This is a genomic window from Mucilaginibacter litoreus (genome assembly GCF_042676805.1).
Taxonomy (GTDB): domain Bacteria; phylum Bacteroidota; class Bacteroidia; order Sphingobacteriales; family Sphingobacteriaceae; genus Mucilaginibacter; species Mucilaginibacter litoreus.
This window is the reverse complement of the sequence record NZ_JBHTHZ010000001.1, coordinates 404,430-425,279: the sequence shown is the minus strand read 5'-3', so window position 1 is coordinate 425,279 and position 20,850 is coordinate 404,430. Positions and strand designations below refer to the sequence as shown.

17 protein-coding genes are annotated in these 20,850 nt (G+C 42.2%); 8 read left to right on the top strand and 9 right to left on the bottom strand.

Annotation, left to right across the window (positions count from 1 at the left end):
• Positions 1-4: 4 nt before the first annotated feature.
• Both ACFQZX_RS02010 and ACFQZX_RS02005 read right to left on the bottom strand, forming a co-directional pair.
• Positions 5-418, bottom strand: coding sequence for a hypothetical protein (locus ACFQZX_RS02010; RefSeq protein WP_377111076.1), 414 nt, complete (start codon positions 416-418; stop codon positions 5-7).
• Complete coding sequence (locus ACFQZX_RS02005; RefSeq protein ID WP_377111075.1) at positions 415-1,389, bottom strand: zinc dependent phospholipase C family protein; 975 nt, start codon at positions 1,387-1,389, stop codon at positions 415-417. Before ACFQZX_RS02005 ends, ACFQZX_RS02010 begins: the two co-directional genes overlap by 4 nt.
• A gap of 123 nt (positions 1,390-1,512) precedes the next feature.
• Between ACFQZX_RS02005 and rpsT the strand changes: the two genes are divergently transcribed.
• Both rpsT and radC read left to right on the top strand, forming a co-directional pair.
• A complete protein-coding gene (gene rpsT, locus ACFQZX_RS02000) occupies positions 1,513-1,767 on the top strand; it encodes a 30S ribosomal protein S20 (protein ID WP_095703802.1) in 255 nt (84 codons plus the stop codon).
• A gap of 102 nt (positions 1,768-1,869) precedes the next feature.
• Positions 1,870-2,655: a RadC family protein gene (gene radC / locus ACFQZX_RS01995; protein WP_377111074.1), complete on the top strand. Its 786-nt coding sequence runs from the start codon at positions 1,870-1,872 to the stop codon at positions 2,653-2,655.
• 389 nt (positions 2,656-3,044) lie between these two features.
• Here the strand turns inward: radC and ACFQZX_RS01990 are convergent, their stop codons facing one another.
• The 6 genes from ACFQZX_RS01990 to ACFQZX_RS01965 all read right to left on the bottom strand — a co-directional run bounded on the left by ACFQZX_RS01990 (position 3,045) and on the right by ACFQZX_RS01965 (position 8,969).
• Positions 3,045-3,575, bottom strand: a complete 531-nt coding sequence (locus ACFQZX_RS01990) for an Mpo1 family 2-hydroxy fatty acid dioxygenase (RefSeq protein ID WP_377111073.1) — start codon at positions 3,573-3,575, stop codon at positions 3,045-3,047.
• A 56-nt stretch (positions 3,576-3,631) separates the two neighbouring features.
• Positions 3,632-5,197: a ribonuclease Y gene (gene rny, locus ACFQZX_RS01985; protein WP_377111072.1), complete on the bottom strand. Its 1,566-nt coding sequence runs from the start codon at positions 5,195-5,197 to the stop codon at positions 3,632-3,634.
• Positions 5,198-5,488: 291 nt separating this feature from the next.
• Positions 5,489-5,782, bottom strand: a complete 294-nt coding sequence (locus tag ACFQZX_RS01980; protein WP_377111071.1) for a cell division protein ZapA — start codon at positions 5,780-5,782, stop codon at positions 5,489-5,491.
• 21 nt (positions 5,783-5,803) lie between these two features.
• On the bottom strand, positions 5,804-6,094 hold the full coding sequence (locus ACFQZX_RS01975; protein WP_377111070.1) for a hypothetical protein: 291 nt from the start codon (positions 6,092-6,094) through the stop codon (positions 5,804-5,806).
• An 81-nt stretch (positions 6,095-6,175) separates the two neighbouring features.
• Positions 6,176-8,575: a phenylalanine--tRNA ligase subunit beta gene (gene pheT, locus ACFQZX_RS01970; protein WP_377111069.1), complete on the bottom strand. Its 2,400-nt coding sequence runs from the start codon at positions 8,573-8,575 to the stop codon at positions 6,176-6,178.
• Positions 8,576-8,732: 157 nt separating this feature from the next.
• A complete protein-coding gene (locus ACFQZX_RS01965) occupies positions 8,733-8,969 on the bottom strand; it encodes a hypothetical protein (protein WP_377111068.1) in 237 nt (78 codons plus the stop codon).
• A gap of 320 nt (positions 8,970-9,289) precedes the next feature.
• Between ACFQZX_RS01965 and ACFQZX_RS01960 the strand changes: the two genes are divergently transcribed.
• Positions 9,290-9,469 carry a hypothetical protein gene (locus tag ACFQZX_RS01960; RefSeq protein ID WP_377111067.1) on the top strand — a complete coding sequence of 60 codons (180 nt, stop codon included), beginning with the start codon at positions 9,290-9,292 and terminating at the stop codon, positions 9,467-9,469.
• A gap of 293 nt (positions 9,470-9,762) precedes the next feature.
• On the opposite strand, the gene ACFQZX_RS01955 is transcribed toward ACFQZX_RS01960, so the two are convergent.
• A complete protein-coding gene (locus ACFQZX_RS01955; RefSeq protein ID WP_377111066.1) occupies positions 9,763-11,517 on the bottom strand; it encodes a lysophospholipid acyltransferase family protein in 1,755 nt (584 codons plus the stop codon).
• Positions 11,518-11,575: 58 nt separating this feature from the next.
• Here ACFQZX_RS01955 and ACFQZX_RS01950 point away from each other — a divergent pair, with 58 nt between their 5' ends.
• The 5 genes from ACFQZX_RS01950 (at position 11,576) to ACFQZX_RS01930 (ending at position 20,850) form a co-directional block, all read left to right on the top strand.
• The gene (locus tag ACFQZX_RS01950) at positions 11,576-12,403 is read left to right on the top strand and encodes a ComEA family DNA-binding protein (RefSeq protein ID WP_377111065.1); all 828 of its coding nucleotides are present in this window, start codon (positions 11,576-11,578) and stop codon (positions 12,401-12,403) included.
• Complete coding sequence (locus tag ACFQZX_RS01945) at positions 12,400-12,927, top strand: adenine phosphoribosyltransferase (protein WP_377111064.1); 528 nt, start codon at positions 12,400-12,402, stop codon at positions 12,925-12,927. Before ACFQZX_RS01950 ends, ACFQZX_RS01945 begins: the two co-directional genes overlap by 4 nt.
• A 224-nt stretch (positions 12,928-13,151) precedes the next feature.
• On the top strand, positions 13,152-15,614 hold the full coding sequence (locus ACFQZX_RS01940; protein ID WP_377111063.1) for a glycoside hydrolase family 31 protein: 2,463 nt from the start codon (positions 13,152-13,154) through the stop codon (positions 15,612-15,614).
• Between the two features lie 186 nt (positions 15,615-15,800).
• The gene (locus ACFQZX_RS01935) at positions 15,801-17,420 is read left to right on the top strand and encodes a DUF6377 domain-containing protein (RefSeq protein WP_377111062.1); all 1,620 of its coding nucleotides are present in this window, start codon (positions 15,801-15,803) and stop codon (positions 17,418-17,420) included.
• 451 nt (positions 17,421-17,871) lie between these two features.
• A complete protein-coding gene (locus ACFQZX_RS01930; protein ID WP_377111061.1) occupies positions 17,872-20,850 on the top strand; it encodes a SusC/RagA family TonB-linked outer membrane protein in 2,979 nt (992 codons plus the stop codon).

The following is a 20,850-nucleotide window of genomic DNA, read 5'->3' as shown; positions in this document are numbered from 1 at the left end:
TTTATCAAAGTTTGCAAGCCTGGAAAGAAAGCCTTTTTTTGTCGCGATGATAGCAGTGTAATTTTTGCCAGCCTGGTAAAACCCGCCACCGTCTCCATTGACTCAAGGTCAACTTCTGTTCAACGCTTTCGGTATAAAAGTCTGTATAAAAAACATTATTAGTTTTTAAATCAACATAAAAATCATAGTTTGTCCTAAACATATCCAAGTTTCCTAAGCCAACTTTAACCCAGTAGTAATGGAAATCTTTATCTGGTTCACGGGCAATCATCATTTTAGGATGAGACTTTACTGCCTGTTGCATGAATTCTTTTACTTCAGGTAATGAAGCGACTTTGTTAATTGCAGCTTTACCTTGACAATAAGTAAATACTGGTATGAAGATGAATGATACAATCAGGAAAGCCACGTATTTCATAAGTGTTGATTTGAATTCTGTATAACTATTTTGCCTGCCTTATATAATGCTTCTTCACGATCTATCTGTTGCTTTTTACCTTTTGGTAATGGCTTTGATATAAGTTTGTTTAAGTCAGGCTGCCCGGCATCTACCCATGCCGAAAACCAAAAACTGCCAACACTAAGCAAAGAAGCGCGCATTTGCCGTTTGACCATACCCCTTAGTAATTTGTGATAGGCTCTGCTGTAAGCCACAGAATATACCTTAACCTTTCGGCTGCCGCGTTGTTCCATGGCATACTTTTGCAATGGCGGGAAAGTTTTGTTCAGCGCTCTTTCTATTCGTAAAACGGTATCAACTTTTTGATAGGAATTGGCACATATCCTGAAAGCTTCAGCTAATGGATTGCTGATATACTTTGCCTTGCCAACGTTATAATTATAGCTATTGCTGAATAGCTCGGGCAGGCGGCTTTCCCATAGGGCATGTACGCCGGTTTGGTTGGTGAGTTGCCCATCATAGTTTTCGGTTAAATGTAAGGGTGTATGTGCATCAGATATATAATGCGCCAGGTTAGCCGAAGTGATCAGAATGCCCGTTGTATCATGCGCTTTAAAAGCTTTTACCAGCCAGTAATAATTGCTGGTGATTGCCCAGGGCACAGTGCCGTACTTGTTTAACGTATCCGACGAGTATTTGGCAGCAGCATCAATCCAGTGTTGCGGCATTGCTTTGAATGGCTGCTTGCCGTAGTGGTCGGCATCAAAAAAGTGATGAGGGATCTCTGATGAGTCAACATACCGCTTCTTGTCGGCGCTTACGGCATGTTCTGTAATGAAATCGATATTTGCCCTGTAAAAGTCCGACATTCCCTTAGGGAGCGTAAAAACAGCCAGCCGGTTGATGCGGTAATGTGCAAAAAATCCCCAGGAAGAGCAAACTACAAGCACAAGCATCCCTGATAAAAGAATGATAAGGCGGCGTTTCATGAGGTAAATATGCTTAAATATTCAGTAAATCTAATCTACGGCATAAAATTTCGGGCTATACTATTGCACAATAAAAATTATGTAACTATATTTGCAGCCTTAAAAATAGAATAACAAGCTACAATGGCAAATCATAAATCATCAATCAAAAGAATCAGGGCAAATGCTGCGAAGCGTCTGCGTAACAGGTATCAGGCTAAAACAACCAGAAACGCTGTTAAAAAATTAAGAAGTGCAACTACTAAAGCTGATGCTACTCCTTTATTGGCTAAAGTGATTTCTATGCTTGATCGTTTAGCTAAAAAGAACGTTATTCACAAAAACAAAGCTTCTAACAATAAATCGAAGCTTACTAAATTTGTTAACGGCTTAAGCTAACAGCTTGATCAATAATATTCATGAAAGGGATAGTGCTTTTGCATTATCCCTTTTTTATTGCGCACGGATTAACTCACGCTATCGCTTATCAAGTCCTCTACTTTGGAAAAAGTTGGGAGAGGCGTTTCCAGAGCCAATTGCATTTTATTCGGATTTTCCAGTATTTTAGGCCCTATAATCCCTAACCAATTGGAGCACTATCAAACCAAAATAAGCATAAAAGCCTGGGCCGAAGAAGACCGCCCGAGAGAGAAATTAAGCGGGCAGGGCAGGCGTGCACTTACGGATGCCGAACTGATTGCCATACTGATAGGCAGCGGCAGCCGTACCGAAACCGCCGTTGAATTAAGCAAGCGCATACTGCATCATTATGATAATGACCTCAACAAGTTGGGCAAAGCCTCTATAAGCGAATTGAGCAGGTTTAAAGGCATAGGCGAAGCCAAAGCTATCTCTATCATAGCCGCCCTTGAAATTGGCCGCAGACGCGGGGATATTGAGGCTAAAGTGCCTGATGAAGTAAAGTGCAGCAAAGACGGCTATAATATTATGCGCCGCCACCTGATGGATCTAAATCACGAGGAGTTCTGGCTGATGCTGATTGGCCGTTCGTCAAAAGTTATCGCCAAGGAACTGGTTAGTAAGGGTGGACTTAGCGGTACCGTGGCCGACCCCAAAATAATCTTTAATATGGCCTTACAGCACCAGGCAAGCGCCATCATAATGGTGCATAACCATCCGTCAGGTAATTTGAAACCAAGCCGGGAAGACCTTACCTTAACAAAAAAAATTGCAGATGCAGGCAGGCTACTGGATATCAACGTGCTTGATCATCTGATCATTACTGATAACGGTTACTTTAGCTTTGGGGATGAGGGCTTGCTTTAAAGGGCATCGTCACGGGGAATTAGGCAGTCCCGATCCTCTTATGTTCACGAACACACAGGTGAACATCGTGAACATAGCTAAATAGCTGATAATAAGAACTCTGAAAATACAGGTGACATAACACTGTCACTGCCAATTTTGAGGAAGGTAACAAACCATTGTCTTCGCGATACGAAGCAAACGCTCAAAAGTTTTTAGTTAGCAATGGCTGTGCTTTATTAATGTCAGTAGATGTTACGTTCTTTTTTCGCAAAAGAAAGTAATCAAAGAAAACTTTGCGACTGCGCAAGCTTGCTTTGAAAGGTAGTGCTTTAGCAGTGTTCGTGCTACCCGCAATCATCTGCCAATGCATTTAAGAATACCATCGTTGGGTTTGTCAGGCTTCTTCGTTAATACCTTAGCTTTAGCCTGCGTGTAAGCCTGTAGATCACCCAAAGCGGCGTTAGGTGCACAAGCCTGGTATCATCATTAAATGATGCTTCTTTACCCTCCAGTTTACCGCCAATGTACTGCCCTAAAAGTGATAGTACCAATATACCCACACTTACAGCACTCAATTGCGGGCCACCGGCTTTTTCCCATACTTCAAACTGCATGATCAGGTAGCTGAACCCAAACATCAGGAACAGCATGAAATATGATAACAAAGGAGACAATTTAAGGTAATAATAGATAGTGATAGCGATCAGGAACGATGCCCAGTTGAAATAGCCCTGGTAAGCCTTCAAAAAACCTATTTGCGGAAAGGGAATGGCCCAAACCATGCCCAGCAAACCCAATACCATCAGCGGCACGCAGATGTAATGCAGCAGCCTGTTGGCGGGATTTTGATGACTGGCATCAAGCCGTGCAAAATAAACCTCAACAGGGCGAAGTTCTTCTTTTTTGCTTGTGGTTGTATTAAAATGTTTTTTACCCATCAGAAAATAAAAAAGCCCTCCCCGGTTAAGGAGAGGGTTTGGGTGAGGCTCTTAAATTATTTTGCGAACGCTACCGAGCGGGTTTCGCGTATAACGGTAACTTTTATCTGGCCCGGGTAGGTCATTTCAGTTTGTATACGGTTAGATATATCAGCTGCAAGCACTTCACTTTGCGCATCTGATATCTTTTCGCTTTCTACTACAACGCGCAGCTCGCGGCCGGCCTGTATAGCAAAAGTTTTTTCTACACCAGGATACGATAAAGCAAGCTCCTCAAGCTCTTTTAAGCGTTTGATGTAACTTTCTACCACCTCGCGGCGTGCGCCCGGCCTTGCGCCTGAAATAGCGTCGCATACCTGAATGATCGGCGATAGCATCGATGTCATTTCTATCTCGTCGTGGTGTGCGCCAATGGCGTTGCAAACTTCAGGGTGCTCCTTGTATTTCTCTGCAAGCTGCATACCCAAAATGGCGTGTGGCAGCTCAGGGTTATCGTCTGGTACTTTACCAATATCATGTAGTAAGCCCGCACGCTTGGCCAGCTTTACGTTAAGGCCAAGTTCTGCGGCCATAGTAGCGCAAAAGTTAGCCACCTCGCGCGAGTGCTGCAACAGGTTTTGCCCGTATGATGAACGGTAACGCATACGGCCAACCATACGTATCAGTTCAGGGTGAAGCCCATTGATACCCAAATCTATAACAGTACGCTCACCAATCTCAACAATCTCTTCCTCTATCTGCTTTTTGGTTTTGGCAACCACTTCCTCAATACGTGCAGGGTGTATACGGCCGTCTGTCACCAAACGGTGCATGGCTAATCGTGCGATCTCACGCCGTACAGGATCGAAGCCTGAAAGAATAATAGCCTCCGGGGTATCATCTACAATGATCTCTATACCTGTAGCAGCTTCCAGGGCACGTATGTTACGCCCCTCGCGGCCAATTATGCGGCCCTTTATCTCGTCGTTCTCTATATTAAAAATAGATACTGTATTTTCTATAGCTGCCTCTGTAGCAGTACGCTGTATGGTTTGTATAACAATCTTTTTAGCCTCTTTGTTAGCTGTAAGCTTGGCCTCGTCAACAATATCCTTGATCTGGGCCATGGCTTTGCTTCGGGCTTCTTCGCGCAGGTTATCCACCAGTTGGTTTTTAGCTTCTTCCGCCGAAATACCTGCAATGGTTTCCAATTGTGCAATATGCTGACTTTTAAGGTGTTCAACCTCTTCCTGCTTACGGTTTACTACTTCATGCTGGGCTTCCAGTTTTTTACGCAGGCCGTCAATTTCGTTCTCTTTGCGATTTAAATTCTCAAGCTTTTGATTATAGGATTGCTCCTTTTGCTTGATACCGTTTTCGCGCTGATTTAAAGTGTTGTTTTTTGCATTTACTTCCTGCTCGTGCTCGGCCTTTAATTGCAAAAACTTCTCTTTTGCCTCTAACAAACGATTCTTTTTAAGTATTTCGGCGTTATTTTCAGCGTCCTTAAGAATCTTTTTTACTTTAGTTTGGGCTGCTATTTCCTGATCTTTAAATAATTTACGGAGCAGGAAACGCCCTATGACTATTCCCGTCGGGACACCGGCAAGCAGCCCGATGATGATGTATAATACAGTGTTCATTTTTAGGTTATATAATAAAAAAACCGCAACTAATTTTTAAGTGTTCATGTATTGTTAAAACTTCCATTCGGGGATTAATCGGATCACGGCTTACCGTTAAATACACGATCAACGCATGCCTCCATTTTGACCCGGAGATATCGAAGCGTTAAGTTTTTAATAGTGAAACTTAAAATTTAACTGCGGTTAAATCTTAAAATGCTCATTCAGCTAAAAGCTAAAAGGCCAAAACAGAAAGCTATGGATGGCTTTTTGCTTTTAGCTTCGGCTTTTCGCTTATTTTAAAGAACGTTATTGTTTAGAAAAAAAATCGTTCAGCAAATGATCTAACTGATAAACCCGGTCGGCTACCTCGTTATCCTCGGTGCTTACCTTTTTATCTGCTTTTAGTGATGATGTTGCGTAGTGCAGCACACACATTGATAACAGATCCTGCTTATCTCTAACCGCATAATTTTCCTGATATTCCTTTATACGGTCATTGATCAGTTTTGCCGCCCTTCTTATTATTTCCTCTTCTTCCATGTTTACCTTTAAGGGGTAAACTCTGTCAGCAATATTTATTTTTATTGAGATTTCTCCCATTTGAGCTTTTCACTTTCTGTATTACTTTTTAAGCAATACAATACACTTATCTATTTCCTGCACAAAGTCGTTAATTTTTTGCTTAATGTCAACACTTTTTTCATTTGTTTCTGAAAACGACTTAGCCAACTTCAATACACGAAGCTTTTCTTCCAGGTCTTTTGTCTTGTTTGTGCTGGCTTTTAAAGCCACGTTCAAAGCCTCGCTCTCCAGCTTAAGCAGGTCGTTCTCTTCCTGCAAAGCAGCGCAAAGCTCAATCAGCCTTTCCGTTTTTTCTACTACTTTACTTAACTGTTCTGCTACTGAAGGCATTATTTGGTTATTGATTGTGTTGATTGGGTGAATGGGTTTCATCTAACTATTAACTACTCACCCAGTCAACCACTCACTATATTACTTTCTTATCTCGGCTCCTGCTTCTTTGCCTAAATTATAAATAATTTTTTGCATGATGGCGTCTATCGCCTTATCGGTAAGCGTTTTTTCAGTATCCTGCAATATAAAGCTTAGCGCGTATGACTTTTTACCGGCAGGCAGCTTATCACCCTGGTAAACATCAAACACATTTACATCCTTTAACAGCTTCTTATCCGCCCGTGCGGCAATCTGCTTAAGCTGACCGAAAGTAACGGCCGTATCAACCAGCATACTTAAATCGCGGCGTACTGCCGGGAACTTAGATACTTCCTGGTACACGATCACATTTTTACGCACCTGTTTCAACACCAGGTCAAAATCAAAATCGGCATAAAATACCTCTTTGTCCAGGTCCACTTTTTTCAAGGCATTTTTACCTACCTGCCCAAACTTCACCAGTTGCTTGTCATTCAGCATATACTGTAAACCGTAAGCAAGTTTTTTGCAGGTGCTGTCTTCAGTTGCAAAATCGGTTATATTAAGGCGCTGCAAAATGCCATCAACAATAGCCTTGATGTTATAAAACGATACCGGTTGTTGCTTTTGGTTCCATTGTTCATCCGTATTGTTGCCGGTAATAAATATCGAGAAGCGCTGCGTTTCGATGTACTTATCCTCTTTGGTACTGTAAACCTTACCAAATTCATAAAACTTGATGTCGGCGTTCCTGCGGTTCTGGTTATAAGCTATAGCCTCCAGGCCAGAGTACAACAGGGTTTGGCGCATGGCATCCAGGTCGCTGCTCAAAGGGTTTACTATTTTTACGGCTGCATCAGGATTGTCCGAGTAAGCCAGCTTAGTAAGCGAGTTGCCCATGATCTCGTTGAAACCATTAGCGCTAAGCAGATCTGATATGGTATTCTGCACCGTATCCTTCTCCGGCCGTTGGGATGTATTAAGTGATGCACGTATCTGTGTAGGTATCTCAATGTTGTTATAACCGTACAAACGCAGTATCTCCTCAATAACGTCTACCTCGCGGGTTACATCAACCCGGTATGGCGGCACTTTTAGCGACAAGCCTTCTTCGGTCTCATTAACTATGCTGATATCAAGCGATGTCAGTATGCTTTTGATGGTATCGTTACCGATAGCCTTACCAATCAGCCTGTCAATATTTTTATAGGTAACATCAACATCAAAAGGCGCTACCGGGTTGGGGTAATGGTCAAATATCTCTGACGACACCTTGCCACCTGCAACCTGCTGTATCAGCAATGCAGCGCGTTTTAGTGCAAACACGGTCATGTCGGGGTCGGTACCACGCTCAAAACGAAAAGAGGCATCCGTTTTAAGGCCATGCCTTTTTGATGTTTTACGTACGGATACCGAATTGAAATAAGCGCTTTCCAGGAAGATACTTTTTGTAGAAGCTGTTACACCTGATTTTGCCCCGCCAAATACACCGGCGATACACATAGGTTCCTCGGCATTGCATATCATCAGGTCGGCAGCGCTTAGTTTGCGATCTACCTCGTCCAGCGTTTTAAACACGGTGACTTCAGCCACGTTTTTTACAATCACCTTATTACCTGTGATCGCATCGGCGTCAAACGCGTGCAGGGGCTGGCCTAACTCATGTAATACATAGTTGGTAATATCAACCACATTGTTAATGCTGCGCACACCTATTACCGCCAAACGTTCTTTTAACCACTTTGGCGACTCGCCAACCGTTATATCAGTGATGGTTAAACCCGAATATCTTGGCGCAGCATCTTCATTTTCAACCACTACCTGTATAGGGCTATCGTTACTATCAACCTTAAAAGCGCTTACGTCAGGCTTATTAACGGCGAGCTTTAAAAAAGCGGCAACATCACGGGCGGTACCCAGATGGGAGGCCGCATCAGCCCGGTTTGGCGTAAGGCCAATCTCGTACAGATAATCGTCGTTAAGTTCAAAATGCTCCTTTGCCAGCTTACCTACGGGTACATCGGCATCCAGCACCATTATACCCTCGTGGCTATGGCCAAGGCCTATTTCGTCTTCGGCACAGATCATACCTTCAGATACCTCGCCGCGAATTTTTGATTTGTTGATCTTGAAAGGCTCTCCTGTGGTAGGGTGCACCATAGTACCTACTGTTGCTACAACAACCTTTTGGCCTGCTACAACATTGGCGGCACCGCAAACAATCTGCAGGTCCTCGCCGCCGCCCACATCTACCTTTGTAACTTTCAATCTATCGGCATTGGGATGCTGGGTGGTTTCTTTTACGTAGCCAATAACAAGGCCTTCCAGCCCGCCGGGAATAGCCTGAACTTTTTCAAGGCTCTCTACCTCGAGGCCGGTACCTGTAAGTATTTGTGATATCTCCTCTGGAGATTTGTTGGTATCAATAAACTCTTTAAGCCAGTTGTAAGATATTTTCATTGCAACGGCAAAGATATGATTTGAGGGGGAAAGCTGAAAGGAGCTTTGGATTTACGAGGTACGATTTTAGAATTACGATCAAAGAATGAAGCAATCTTTTAACTTGTATGCCTTAGCCTGCTAAAAGATTGCTTCATCCCTTTAAATGATGCGCATATTACTCGTTTTCCTGCGCTTGGTTATCCTCATCAAGGTTAAGCGTGTATGATGGTTCTGCAGCGTCATAGGCCTGGTTAGCCTGAGGTGTTTCGTCAGTTTCGCCGATATCCTCATTGGTATCATCGAACCCGTTACTGTGTAAGTCCTGCTGGCTCATTTGTTCTTCGTTTTCAGTTTGGCCAAGCTGATCATCCTGTTGCAGCATATCATCCTGTTCTTCTGGTGGAGTTATCATTTTAAGTTAGATTTTAGAGTTACGATTTAAGATTATAACATCAGGGTTATAAATGTTGTTTGATTAGCTTCTCAAATTAAGGGCCGATAAGCTCAATGGCTTATGCTTTGATTAACGTTAGTCCGCTCATTGCCGCGGGCGGCTACTTCTTTTGTCTTGATACAAAAGGAAGCAAAAAATCAAGACGAAAAAATCCTACCTCCGCACAGCCTCGCCCATCGGCCCCGGTTTTTCGTCGGCCCAACGCTCTTCAATAATAATTCAGCGTATTAAAAATTAAAGCAAAGCAAGCCTGATGAACCCAACGTCACCCTTCTAAAATGCGGCATTGGCAGATTGCGGGTAGCACTGGCACTGCCATACTACTGCCTTACAAAGCAAGCTGGCGCGGCCGCGAGGTTTCTTTTTCGTTCTTTTTCTTTTCCGGCAAAAGAAAAAGAACATCCACCAACGATGATACAGCACATCCATTCCTAACGGAGCACGAATGTTATCGTTAATGCTTTGGTTAACGTTAGTCCGCTCATTGCCGCGGGGGCTACTTCTTTTGTCTTGATACAAAAGGAAGCAAGACTAAGCGAAGCGTTCTCATGAGCGTAGCGAATAATTCAAGACAAAAAAATCCTACCTCCGCACAGCCTCACCCATCGGCCCCGGTTTTTCGTCGGCCCACCGCTCTTGGATAATAGTTGAGCGTATTAAATTCAAACAAAACAAGCCTGAAGAACCCAACGCCACCTTCCTAAAATGCGGCATTGGCAGATTGCTTCGTTACTCGAAAGGACGTTTCGGGTTATAAGTTCTTACCCAGTTTCTCCAGCATATCCTGCGGAACCTTCTGCAGATCGAGCACCAGGAAACCATCGAGGCAATCGGCGAATTTGGGATCTATGTTAAAGCTGATTATTTTGGCGTTAAGGCCTATATATTGGCGCAGCAATACAGGTATCTTCATGCTATGCGTTTCCACCTCAGATATCAGCGCGTCAAGTCCTTTAAAAGAGTCGCCGGCAGCAAGCAGGGCATCGGTATCAATATTCTCAAAATTAACCTTGAATTTTTTACGCGGCTTAACATATTGGGCCAACTCGTGGTCAAAGTGATTCCTGTTGATATAATCCACTATCAATGATTTGCTGAATTTGGAAAAAGAGTTGCTGATACTCACAGGCCCTATCAGGTAACGGTAGCGGGGGTTATCAATAACATATTTTAAAATACCTTTCCATAACAAAAATAGCGGCAATGGCTTTTGCTGATATTCCTTGCGTATCCAGGAGCGGCCCAGCTCAAGGCTTTTCTTTAAGATAGGGGTAAACTGTTCTTTAAGCTTAAACAGTTCATTAATGTAAAATCCCTTTTTGCCTACGCTGTAAAATATCTCGTCGCCCAGGCCTATGCGGTAGGCGCCTACAATGGCTTTGGCTTCCATATCCCAAATAAATAAGTGGTGATAATATATATCATACTCGTCCAAATCGATCTCCTTGTTGGTGCCTTCGCCCACCTCTCGAAAGGTCAATTCGCGCAGCCGGCCGATCTCGCGTATGATACATGGGATTTTTGAGCTTGGCGTTATAAAAACTTCATAATTTTTTTCTACCCAAACCCGGTAGCTGTCGCGCAGGGGCACAACCTCTTTTTCCAGTCTATCCGCAGGTGTTTGGGGCACTATGGCTGTAGGGAGCTTTTTAATTTTAAAAAGATTGCGTGGATTAAAAAGCCTTTTTTCTTCATCCAGCCCGGCTCCCAAAGCATAAGTTTTAGCGCGCAGATAGTTGAGTATTTTTCCGCTGTTATTATTGTCAGGTATATCAGCAAACTTAATGGGCTTGCCAATGCGCAGCTTAATGGTATGGCCATGTTTGTTAAACAGCTCTGAGGGCAGTTTAGCCGTGCGCAATGTTGGGTGGATAAGGCTAAGCAGATTGAACAACAACCCGTTGTTTCCATGAAAATAGATGGGTACCACCGGCACCTTTGCCTTTGCAATGATTTTACCTACCACGGGGTGCCAAAGGCGATCAGTAATTTCACGTTTCTCTACCTTAAAAGTAGAAACCTCTCCGGCCGGGAATATACCTATAGGCGTTCCGTTTGCCAATAGTTCCAATGTGGTTTTAAGCCCGCTTATGCTTGAGGAATGCTCAACATTTTCAAAAGGGTTTACGGCAATGAAGTAATCGGCCAGGTTAGGTATTTTTTTTAATATGAAGTTGGCCATTAACTTCGCATCGTCCCGGGCCATGGTCAGTATCTTTAACAGCACCATGCCTTCTATGCCTCCGTACGGGTGGTTTGCTATGGCTATGAATGCACCGTCTTTGGGTAGGTTTTTAAGTTCCTGCTCATCAAAATCAATGGTTATTCCGCAGCCCTCAAGTATGGCGTCAACAAACTCGGGGCCCACTTTTGGCTGTGCCTGGGCAAAAAGCTTATTAACCTGATTGATTTTCATTAGTTCCATCAACAGGGAAGCGAGGCCAGGCATTCTTAGCTTATCAAGTTTGGTTGCTTTAGCAAACTCTTCGGTGCTTATTATTTCCATAACTGTGTATAACGTTCACAAATTTACTAAATTAACCCCTTTTTAAATCCATTCTAATTTGAAACCGCAATTAAAAGAGCACCTGGCTATCACAAAAAGAGAATGGAACGGTCTTGTAGTACTGTCGGCACTTATAGCATTAACACTAACGTTGCCCTACCTACATAATTTGGTATACAAGGATGATACAGTAGTTAATATTAACGAATTTAATAAAGCCGTTGCCGAGTTGGAAAAGGCGAATTTGCCAGGTAAAGACATTGCACCGGCCAAGCTTAATAAATTTAACCCTAATACCGCATCAACTGCCGATTGGCAAAAAATGGGATTGACCGCGAAGCAGGCTGCCACAATCAAAAATTATGTATCAAAGGGTGGCAGATTCCGCAAAGCTGAAGATCTGCAGAAAATTTATGGTTTGACAAAGATAGATTATGTACGTTTAGCGCCATTTATGATTATCCCGGATCATAAGCCAGCCGTTGTTGAAGTTATTGAAATCAACACGGCTGATTCTGCTACGCTTACCAGGATACAAGGTGTAGGCCCGGCGTTTGCCAAACGGATTATTTACTACCGGCAAAGGTTAGGTGGCTTTGTTTCAAAAGAGCAATTGAAAGAAGTTTTTGGGCTTGATGAGCTGAAATATGATGAAATCAAAGGCCAGGTTAAGGTAAACCCCAGGCTGATCAGGCGGCTGGATATAAATACCATTACTTTTGATAAGTTAAGGCTAATGCCTTATTTGAACTATAAGCAGGTGAATGCAGTTATTGAATACCGTAACCAGCACGGCAGCTATACCTCTGTTGATGACTTAAAAAATATTGCCATTATAGATGAGCAGATTTTGCGTAAAATTGAACCTTATTTAATTTTTAAATGATAGAGCAGCAGATAAAGACAGTCATTCGTGATATACCGGATTTTCCGAAACCAGGTATCGTATTTAAAGATATCACCCCGATATTGCAAAGCCCCGGGTTATGCGAAAGTATCATAGATGTTTTTATTGCAAGATTGCAAGGTTTACAAATAGATGGTGTAGCCGGTGTAGAAAGCCGGGGTTTTTTATTTGGGTTAACACTGGCCACTAAATTAGGAGTACCGTTTATACCGGTACGCAAAGCTGGGAAGTTGCCACACACAGTAAAACAGAAAATTTATGAGCTTGAATATGGCTCGGCCACAATCGAGATACATACAGATGCTTTTAAACCGGGAGATCATATCCTTATTCATGACGACCTGCTTGCTACAGGGGGCACCGTAACGGCCGCAAGCCAGCTTATACAGGAAATGGGTGGTATCGTGTCCGGGTTTAGCTTTGTAGTAGGATTAAGCTTTTTAAACGGTCGTGAAAAAATATCACCCATAAGCGATAACATTACGGTCCTTGCCAATTATTGACATCAAATTTTTCTCCTCGCGTTGATATTTCATCTTATATTTTTACCCCGGTAAACGCTTAAAAACCCTCTGAACACTAAAATCAGAGGGTTTTTGCGTTATAAAAAATTCGATTGGCTTTATATTGATAGGTTAAGCGGCTGATGTGTTTTAATTTCATCCCCCGGAAAAAGGGTTAGCTCATAGCACGCCGGTCAACCATTTATAAACCTTTTAATAACGCCATGAAACTTAATAGTGCCTTCGCCCTTGCAGTGCTTTTCACCCTCTGCAGCGGATTTTTACATGCTCAAAACGGAGTAAAGCAGGCTGGTAACGTAACTGCTACAACCATAAACGATCAGGAAATAGATATCACTACGCAAAATGCTTTTGTAAAGCTTGCGGTATATAGCCCTAACATTGTAAGGGTGCGTATGGATAAGCAAAAGCTGGCCGACGATTTTTCTTATGCGGTTATAGGTAAACCGGTAAAAACAAAGGTAACTGTAACGCAAAACAATGATGAGATCAATCTTGTCACAGATTCGCTCAAAGTTAACATCAGAAAGAATCCATACCAGGTTACTTTCAGCACGCTAAATGGTGAAGTGATCAATGCAGACGAGCCGGGTTTAACAACCTCGTGGGTCAATGAATCGGTCACTACCTATAAACACATGCAGGATAACGAGCATTTTATAGGATTAGGCGAGAAGACAGGGCCGTTGGACAGAAAAGGCAATGCTTACACCCACTGGAACAGCGATACCTACGCTTATACCACCAATCAGGACCCTATCTACTCTACCATACCTTTTTATATTGGTGTGCATCATAACGTTAACTACGGGATATTTTTTGATAACACCTGGCAAAGCGATTTTAACTTCGGTGCCAGCAATAACCGTTTCTCTTCCTTTGGCGCAAAGGGCGGCGAAATGAATTATTATTTTATTTATCACACGCATATTGCCGATATCATTAAATCATACACCTCCCTTACCGGGTTAATGAAGTTACCGCCCCTGTGGAGCCTGGGTTACCAGCAAAACCGTTATAGTTACTATCCGCAAACAGAGGTGTTCCGGATAGCACAAACCCTGCGCGAAAAAAGAATTCCGGCAGACGGCATCACCCTGGATATCCATTACATGGATAAGTACAAAGTATTTACCTGGGATGCAGACCGCTTCCCGGACCCTGCCGGAATGACCAAAAAACTGGGTGACATGGGCTTTAAAGTAACACTGATAGTTGACCCCGGTATTAAGGTTGAGAAAGGTTACGGTACCTATGAGCGCGGTGTTAAAGATGATATTTTTGCCAAATACCCCGATGGTACATACTATACCGGGCAGGTATGGCCGGGATGGTGCCACTTTCCGGATTTTACAGATCCAAAGGGTAGGGCTTTTTGGGGTAACGAGCTGAAAAAGTACGCGGCCGAAGGTATTAGCGGTATCTGGAATGATATGAATGAGTTTAGCACCTGGGGCCAGAAAGTGCCGGATAATATCCTGTTCAGTTATGAGGGTAAGGGGGCCGCACACCCGCAGGTGCATAACGTTTATGGTTTAGAGATGATACGCGCCAGTTATGAGGGCTACAAGGCCGCGCGTGAAAACAAGCGCCCTTTTATCCTGACCCGCTCCGGCTACGCAGGCCTACAGCGTTATGCTGCCATCTGGACAGGCGATAACCGTGCTGAAAATGACCATATGCTGCTGGGCGTGCGTTTAATGAATAGCCTTGGCCTTAGCGGTGTGCCTTTTGCGGGTATGGATGTTGGGGGCTTTACGGGTGGCGCGTCACCGTCGCTTTATGCACGCTGGATGCAGATAGGTGCCTTTAACCCGTATTTCCGTAACCACTCCGGTATCAACTCAAAAGCATCTGAGCCATGGGCCTATGGCGAAGAGGTAATGGAAATTACCCGTAATTACATTAACCTGCGTTACCGCTTGCTGCCATACATATACTCAAGCTTTTATGAAGCCACACAAACCGGCAGCCCTATAATGCGCTCGCTGGCTATTGATTATACGCATGACGAAAATATTTATAGCGGGCAGTATGATAATCAGTACATGTTCGGTAAAGCTTTCCTGGTATTTCCGTTTGATGGTGTAACCAACTTTGGTAAGTTGTATTTTCCTGCAGGTAAGTGGTATGATTTATATACCGGTGCCGTACAGCAGGGCAACCAAAAAACCGGCATCGACCTGTATACTTCTAAATTGCCGGTATATGTTAAAGAAAGTAGCATAATACCTATGCAATCGCAGATACAAAACACCACAGAAACCCCTGCTGATACTTTGTACCTGCATGTTTATAAAGGAGATGTAAATAATAAATTTGTTTACTACGAAGATGATGGTGCAAGCTTTGATTATGAGAAAGGGGGTTATTACAAACGTACAATTACTTATAATCCCGCAAAAAAAACGATCATCTTAAGTAGTGTAGACGGATCGGCCAAATCAAAATTCAGTAACATTAAACTGATGCTGCATGGTTTCGGCGAAGCAGGCCTAAGTGTCAAAGTAAATAACAAAGCGATGCAGGCTGTAAACGATTTCCAGGCGCTAATGGTGCCCATTTCGCGTTTTGACCCTACGGGATTATCAAACCCTGTAGAAGGTGAAAAAATCAAAAGCCTTGTTTTTAAAAACAGCAGCAGCCAGCTAAGTATAGCTTATTAAGGTTTAAAAATTTTATTGCTGTATACTTAAGCCTGTGTCTTTTTTATAAGATGCAGGCTTTTTTATTAGGTTTTTTATAAAAAACATGGATACGGGTTTAATTCGGCGGATAATTGCTAATATTACGTTCGGGAAAATTGCAGCTCAGGCAGCAATTGTTAACCATCCCCTGTTTAGACCAATTATATGAAACTGTTGTTGCGGGTACTGTTTACACTACTTGTTATTTATCCGGGTATATCACATAGTAACGATACAGACAGTTTATTAGCAGCTTTAAAAAACGAAATTAACCGCAAGCATGTTTATGATAATGCAAAGCAGGCGCGTATCCGTCAGTTAAAAAACAAACAACAGCTTACCCCTGCAAACGATTATACAAAGCAATATGAACTATGTGTTAAGCTGTATGACGAGTACAAGTCTTACCAGTATGATTCGGCCTACGTATATGTTAATAAGCTGAAAGACCTTAGCGTTGTAATGAACGACATGTCCCGGGCTTATTACAGCCAGATTAAGCTTGGGTTTATTTTACTGTCATCCGGAATGTTCAAAGAAACCTTTGACAGTATGCGTATGATTAACCCAAAAGTACTGAACGACTCGATGCGGAAGGAATACTATTTTATTATGTACCGCTGTAACAGCGACCTGGCCAGGTACAATAATGATAGGTATTTTACACCTGACTATATTAAAGCGGGCAATGCGTATATCGACTCGGCTATCAGCCTGACCCAGGCTGGCTCTGTAGAACATATTTATTACACAGGGTTAAAACATATCGGGAATAACGATCTGCAAAAGGGATCTGAAGAGCTTGGTAAGCTTATATCATCAGATGCGCCGGTATCTATGCATTTACGGGCCATGATAACCTGTTCGCTCGGGCAAATATACATCAGCAGCGGCACACAGCGGCAGGGCATAAACCTGCTTATCAATTCGGCTATTGCAGATATTAAATCGTCCACTAAAGAAACCGTAGCCATGTTTACGCTTGCCGAGCAGCTATATAAAACAGGTAATGTTAAAGATGCGTACACATTTATACAAATGGCAAAAGCCGATGCCGACTTTTATGGCGCCAGGCAGCGGAAAATACAAATAGGTGCTATTTTGCCCGCTGTAGCCGCCGAAGAATTGAACCATTCTGAAAAAGAAAAAAATACGATACTCATTTACCTTGCCGCAATAACAGCCCTTGCATCATTGGTTATTATATTTCTGGTAATGATATATAAGCAATTAGGTAAGTTAAAGCATAAGGAACGTATCATCGAAGAAAAAAACATCCAGCTAAAGGATATTAATTACAAACTGGTTGAAGATGCTACCATTAAAGAAGAGTATATCGGCCAGTTTTTCAAGATCATTTCGGGCTATATTTTGAAGCTGGAAAAACTGAAAATGTCTGTAGACACCAAGCTATCTATAAAAAAGTATGATGACATCCGTGTAATGATCAATGAGATCAATATTAAAAAGGAACGTGAAATTTTATACCATAGCTTTGATCATATTTTTTTAAAGATCTTTCCCAATTTCATTTCGGTATTCAACTCACAGTTTGAAGAAAAAGACCAGATATGGCCTCATGAGCACGAGGTGTTAAATACCGATCTTCGGATCTTTGCTTTAATAAGAATGGGTATCAATGATAATGAAACCATTGCTAAGATACTGGAATACTCTGTAAACACTATTTATGTATACAAAATGCGGATAAAAGCAAAAGCGAAAAATCCGGAAATTTTTGAACAAAGAATAATGGATATAAAAGCGGTTGATATAATTGAATAAAATCATTTGACATCACCCTATATTTTTTTAAAAACTATTTAAGATATATTTTTTAGAAAAAAGGGTTAAAAAAGCTTGTAAAGCCTTTATATTTTTAGATAACGATTGATATTTAAGTGTCTGATTTGTAGCTATTTAATATTTATAAAGCTTATATTTTTAAATAAATAAGGCAAAGTAGTAGTTAATGACACTCAAGACATACATATTTGTATAAAGAAAAGGTGTTTTAATAAGTTGATTACTTTTTAGACATTTAATTTTAGCTCCTGATAAGAGCATTATAAACCAATAAAGACCAATATATAGTTAAAATTTTTCCGGAAAGTTGTTCCGGGTGGAGGCTGTAAGTGCGTTACTTATGTGATTTGCAATACAGCTTTGTTATGCGTGTATTTTATAATTTTATACAAGACCTTATATAACCAATTCATCAATTAAACCACAAACTATGCAATTTAAACACTTACTCACCCTATGTTTTTTTGCTTTGGCCTCCCTGTTTGTTCAGCCGGTACTGGCACAGAACAAAGTAATTACAGGTAAGGTAACCGACAAAAAAGACAATTCGCCGCTTGTTGGCGTATCAGTAGGCGCAGCCGGGGGCATTGGTACCCTAACCGGTGCTGACGGTACATTCAGGCTGTCTGTACCGGCAAGCGTTACCAGCCTTAATTTTTCTTACATCGGGTACAATGCCCTAACCGTACCTTTAAATGGCCAAACAACACTTAATGTAAGTTTGCAAACTGCAAGTACCAGTCTTAGCGAAGTTGTTGTGGTAGGTTATGGTACCCAACGGGTTAAGGATGCAACCGGTTCGGTATCATCTTTAAGTTCTAAAGATTTCAACAGAGGGGTTATTGCTACTCCAGACCAGTTGCTACAGGGGCGTATCGCTGGTGTACAGGTAAGCTCGGCAAGTGGCGAACCAGGCGCAGCAGCAACAATTAACATTCGTGGTACCAGTTCTATCAGGGCAGGTACAGATCCGCTTTATGTTATTGATGGTGTGCCATTGGATAACAGTGGTACTTCGGGCGGTTTTGACGCTGGTGCAGGTTCATCAAGCGCACGTAACCCGCTGGCCTTCTTAAACCCTAATGATATCGAAAATATCAGCGTATTAAAAGACGCGTCTTCTCAGGCAATATATGGTTCACGTGGTGCTAATGGTGTAGTTTTAATTACTACCCGTAAAGGCCGCAAGGGTCAGGGCATTCAGTTCACTGCCAACACAAGTGTATCTAATGTAGCCAAACGTTACGATTTGTTAAACCGCGATCAATTCTTAGCCGGTGTAGCTGCTACAGGTGCAGATGCTACTGCAGTAGATGCTGGTGCAAATACTAACTGGCAGGATCAGATTTTCCGTACAGGTATCAGCCAAAGCTATAACGTTGCCTTAGGCGGCGGTACCGATAAATCAAGCTACCGCGCGTCTGTTGGTTATGATAATCAAAATGGTACTATTAAGGAGTCGGGCTTAAAGCGTTTAACCGGCCGTTTAAATGCCAACCAATCGTTATTTAACAATTTCATCAGGCTTGATCTGAACTTCTTGGCATCAAACGTTAAAAACAAATACGCTCAGATAACTAACAACGCAGGTTTTGAGGGTAGCTTGATAGGCGCAACCTTGCAAGCTAACCCTACTTTGCCGGTTTACAATGAAGACGGTAGTTGGAATGCCGGTTTCTCATCATCATACCGTAACCCTGTTGCTTTAATTGAAGGTATCGACGACAGAGATAATATCAATCGTTATTTAACTAATCTTACTGCAACCTTTAACCTGACAAAAAACCTGTCTTACAAGGCTTCAGCCGGATACGACTATTCAAAAGGTGAAAGAAAAACATTCTTTGATCCTAATTTGCCGGGCTATACCGGAAGCTCAGGCTACCGTAACCAGACGATTTCTGCCGTATTAGGTAATGGTCGCGCTATCTATCAGGACCAGAAATTAAAGAACTTCACCATTGAGCACACATTAAACTATGATAAAAAGTGGAGCGACAATAGTCAGTTGACTGCATTGGCAGGTTACTCATACTATAGCTACAGAAACTATGGTGTTAATGATATAGCATGGGGCCTGGTAAATGATAAATATGTAAAAGATATTAATTCTTTTGCAGAGCGCTTGCCATACCCAACCGGTGATAGTACAAAAACTGAATTACAGTCATTCTTTGGGCGTGTATTTTACTCTTTCAAAGACAAATATTTGTTCACAGTTACCGTACGTAGGGACGGTTCATCAAAATTTGGTGCTAATAACAAATACGCTACTTTCCCAGCAGCCTCATTCAAGTGGAAAATAATGAATGAAAGCTTTGCGCCTAAAGGAATTTTCAGTGACCTGAGCCTTCGCTTAAACTGGGGTAAAACCGGTAACCAGGAGTTCCCTGCTTATGCTTCAATAGCAGTTCAGCAGTTACAGTATAACAACTCAACAGTTATTATTAACCCGCCAAGCCCCAATTTAAGATGGGAAACCACAACGGCTTATGGCGCGGGTGTAGACTTCGCTGTACTTGATGGAAGGTTAAGTGGTACAATTGATTACTTTAATAAATCTACCAAAGACCTTCTGTTCTTCCAGGATTATGCGCAACCTGCTGCATTTTCCAGAAGATGGGTTAACCTGCCAGGTATCGTAAAAAATACCGGTGTTGAGCTTGGTTTAAATTTCGAAGCTATCAGAGGTAACAAATTCAACTGGAATGTTGCCTATAACATGACCCTGCTGAAAAACAGAATGACTAAGTTTGGCAACGGTAACGTAATTACCGGTAACATTGATGGCCAGGGTTTATCAGGTGCTTATTCACAGGTTATAACCAACAATCAGCCATTATTCTCATTCAAAGTAGGTACTTACACCGGCCTTGATGAAAACGGTTTCAACAACAACCCTACGGCTATTGATAAAACAGTTATAGTAGGTAGCGCGTTACCAACATTTACAGCTGGTTTAACCAATAATTTTAGCTACGGTAACTGGAATTTAAGCGTGTTCCTAAATGCTCAGACCGGTTTCTATATTTACAACAACACTGCAAACGCTTATTTTCTGAAAGGCAACCTATTAAGCGGTCGTAACGTAACAAGAGAAGTAGCAAACAGCAACGAAAATCCATTAAACTCTGGAGATGTATCAACCCGCTTCCTTGAAAAAGGTGATTTCTTAAGAGTATCTAACGTATCGTTGGGTTATACCTTCAACATGGGCGCTAACAGTGCTATTAAGAGTTTAAGAGTTAGCCTTGCAGGCCAGAACCTTGCCCTTATCACAGGCTACAGCGGTATTGATCCGGAGATCAACACCAATAAAGCCAGAAACGAAGTTCCGTCACGTGGTATAGATTACACAGCTTACCCAAGTGCACGCACATTTACTTTAGGATTAAACGCAGGTTTTTAA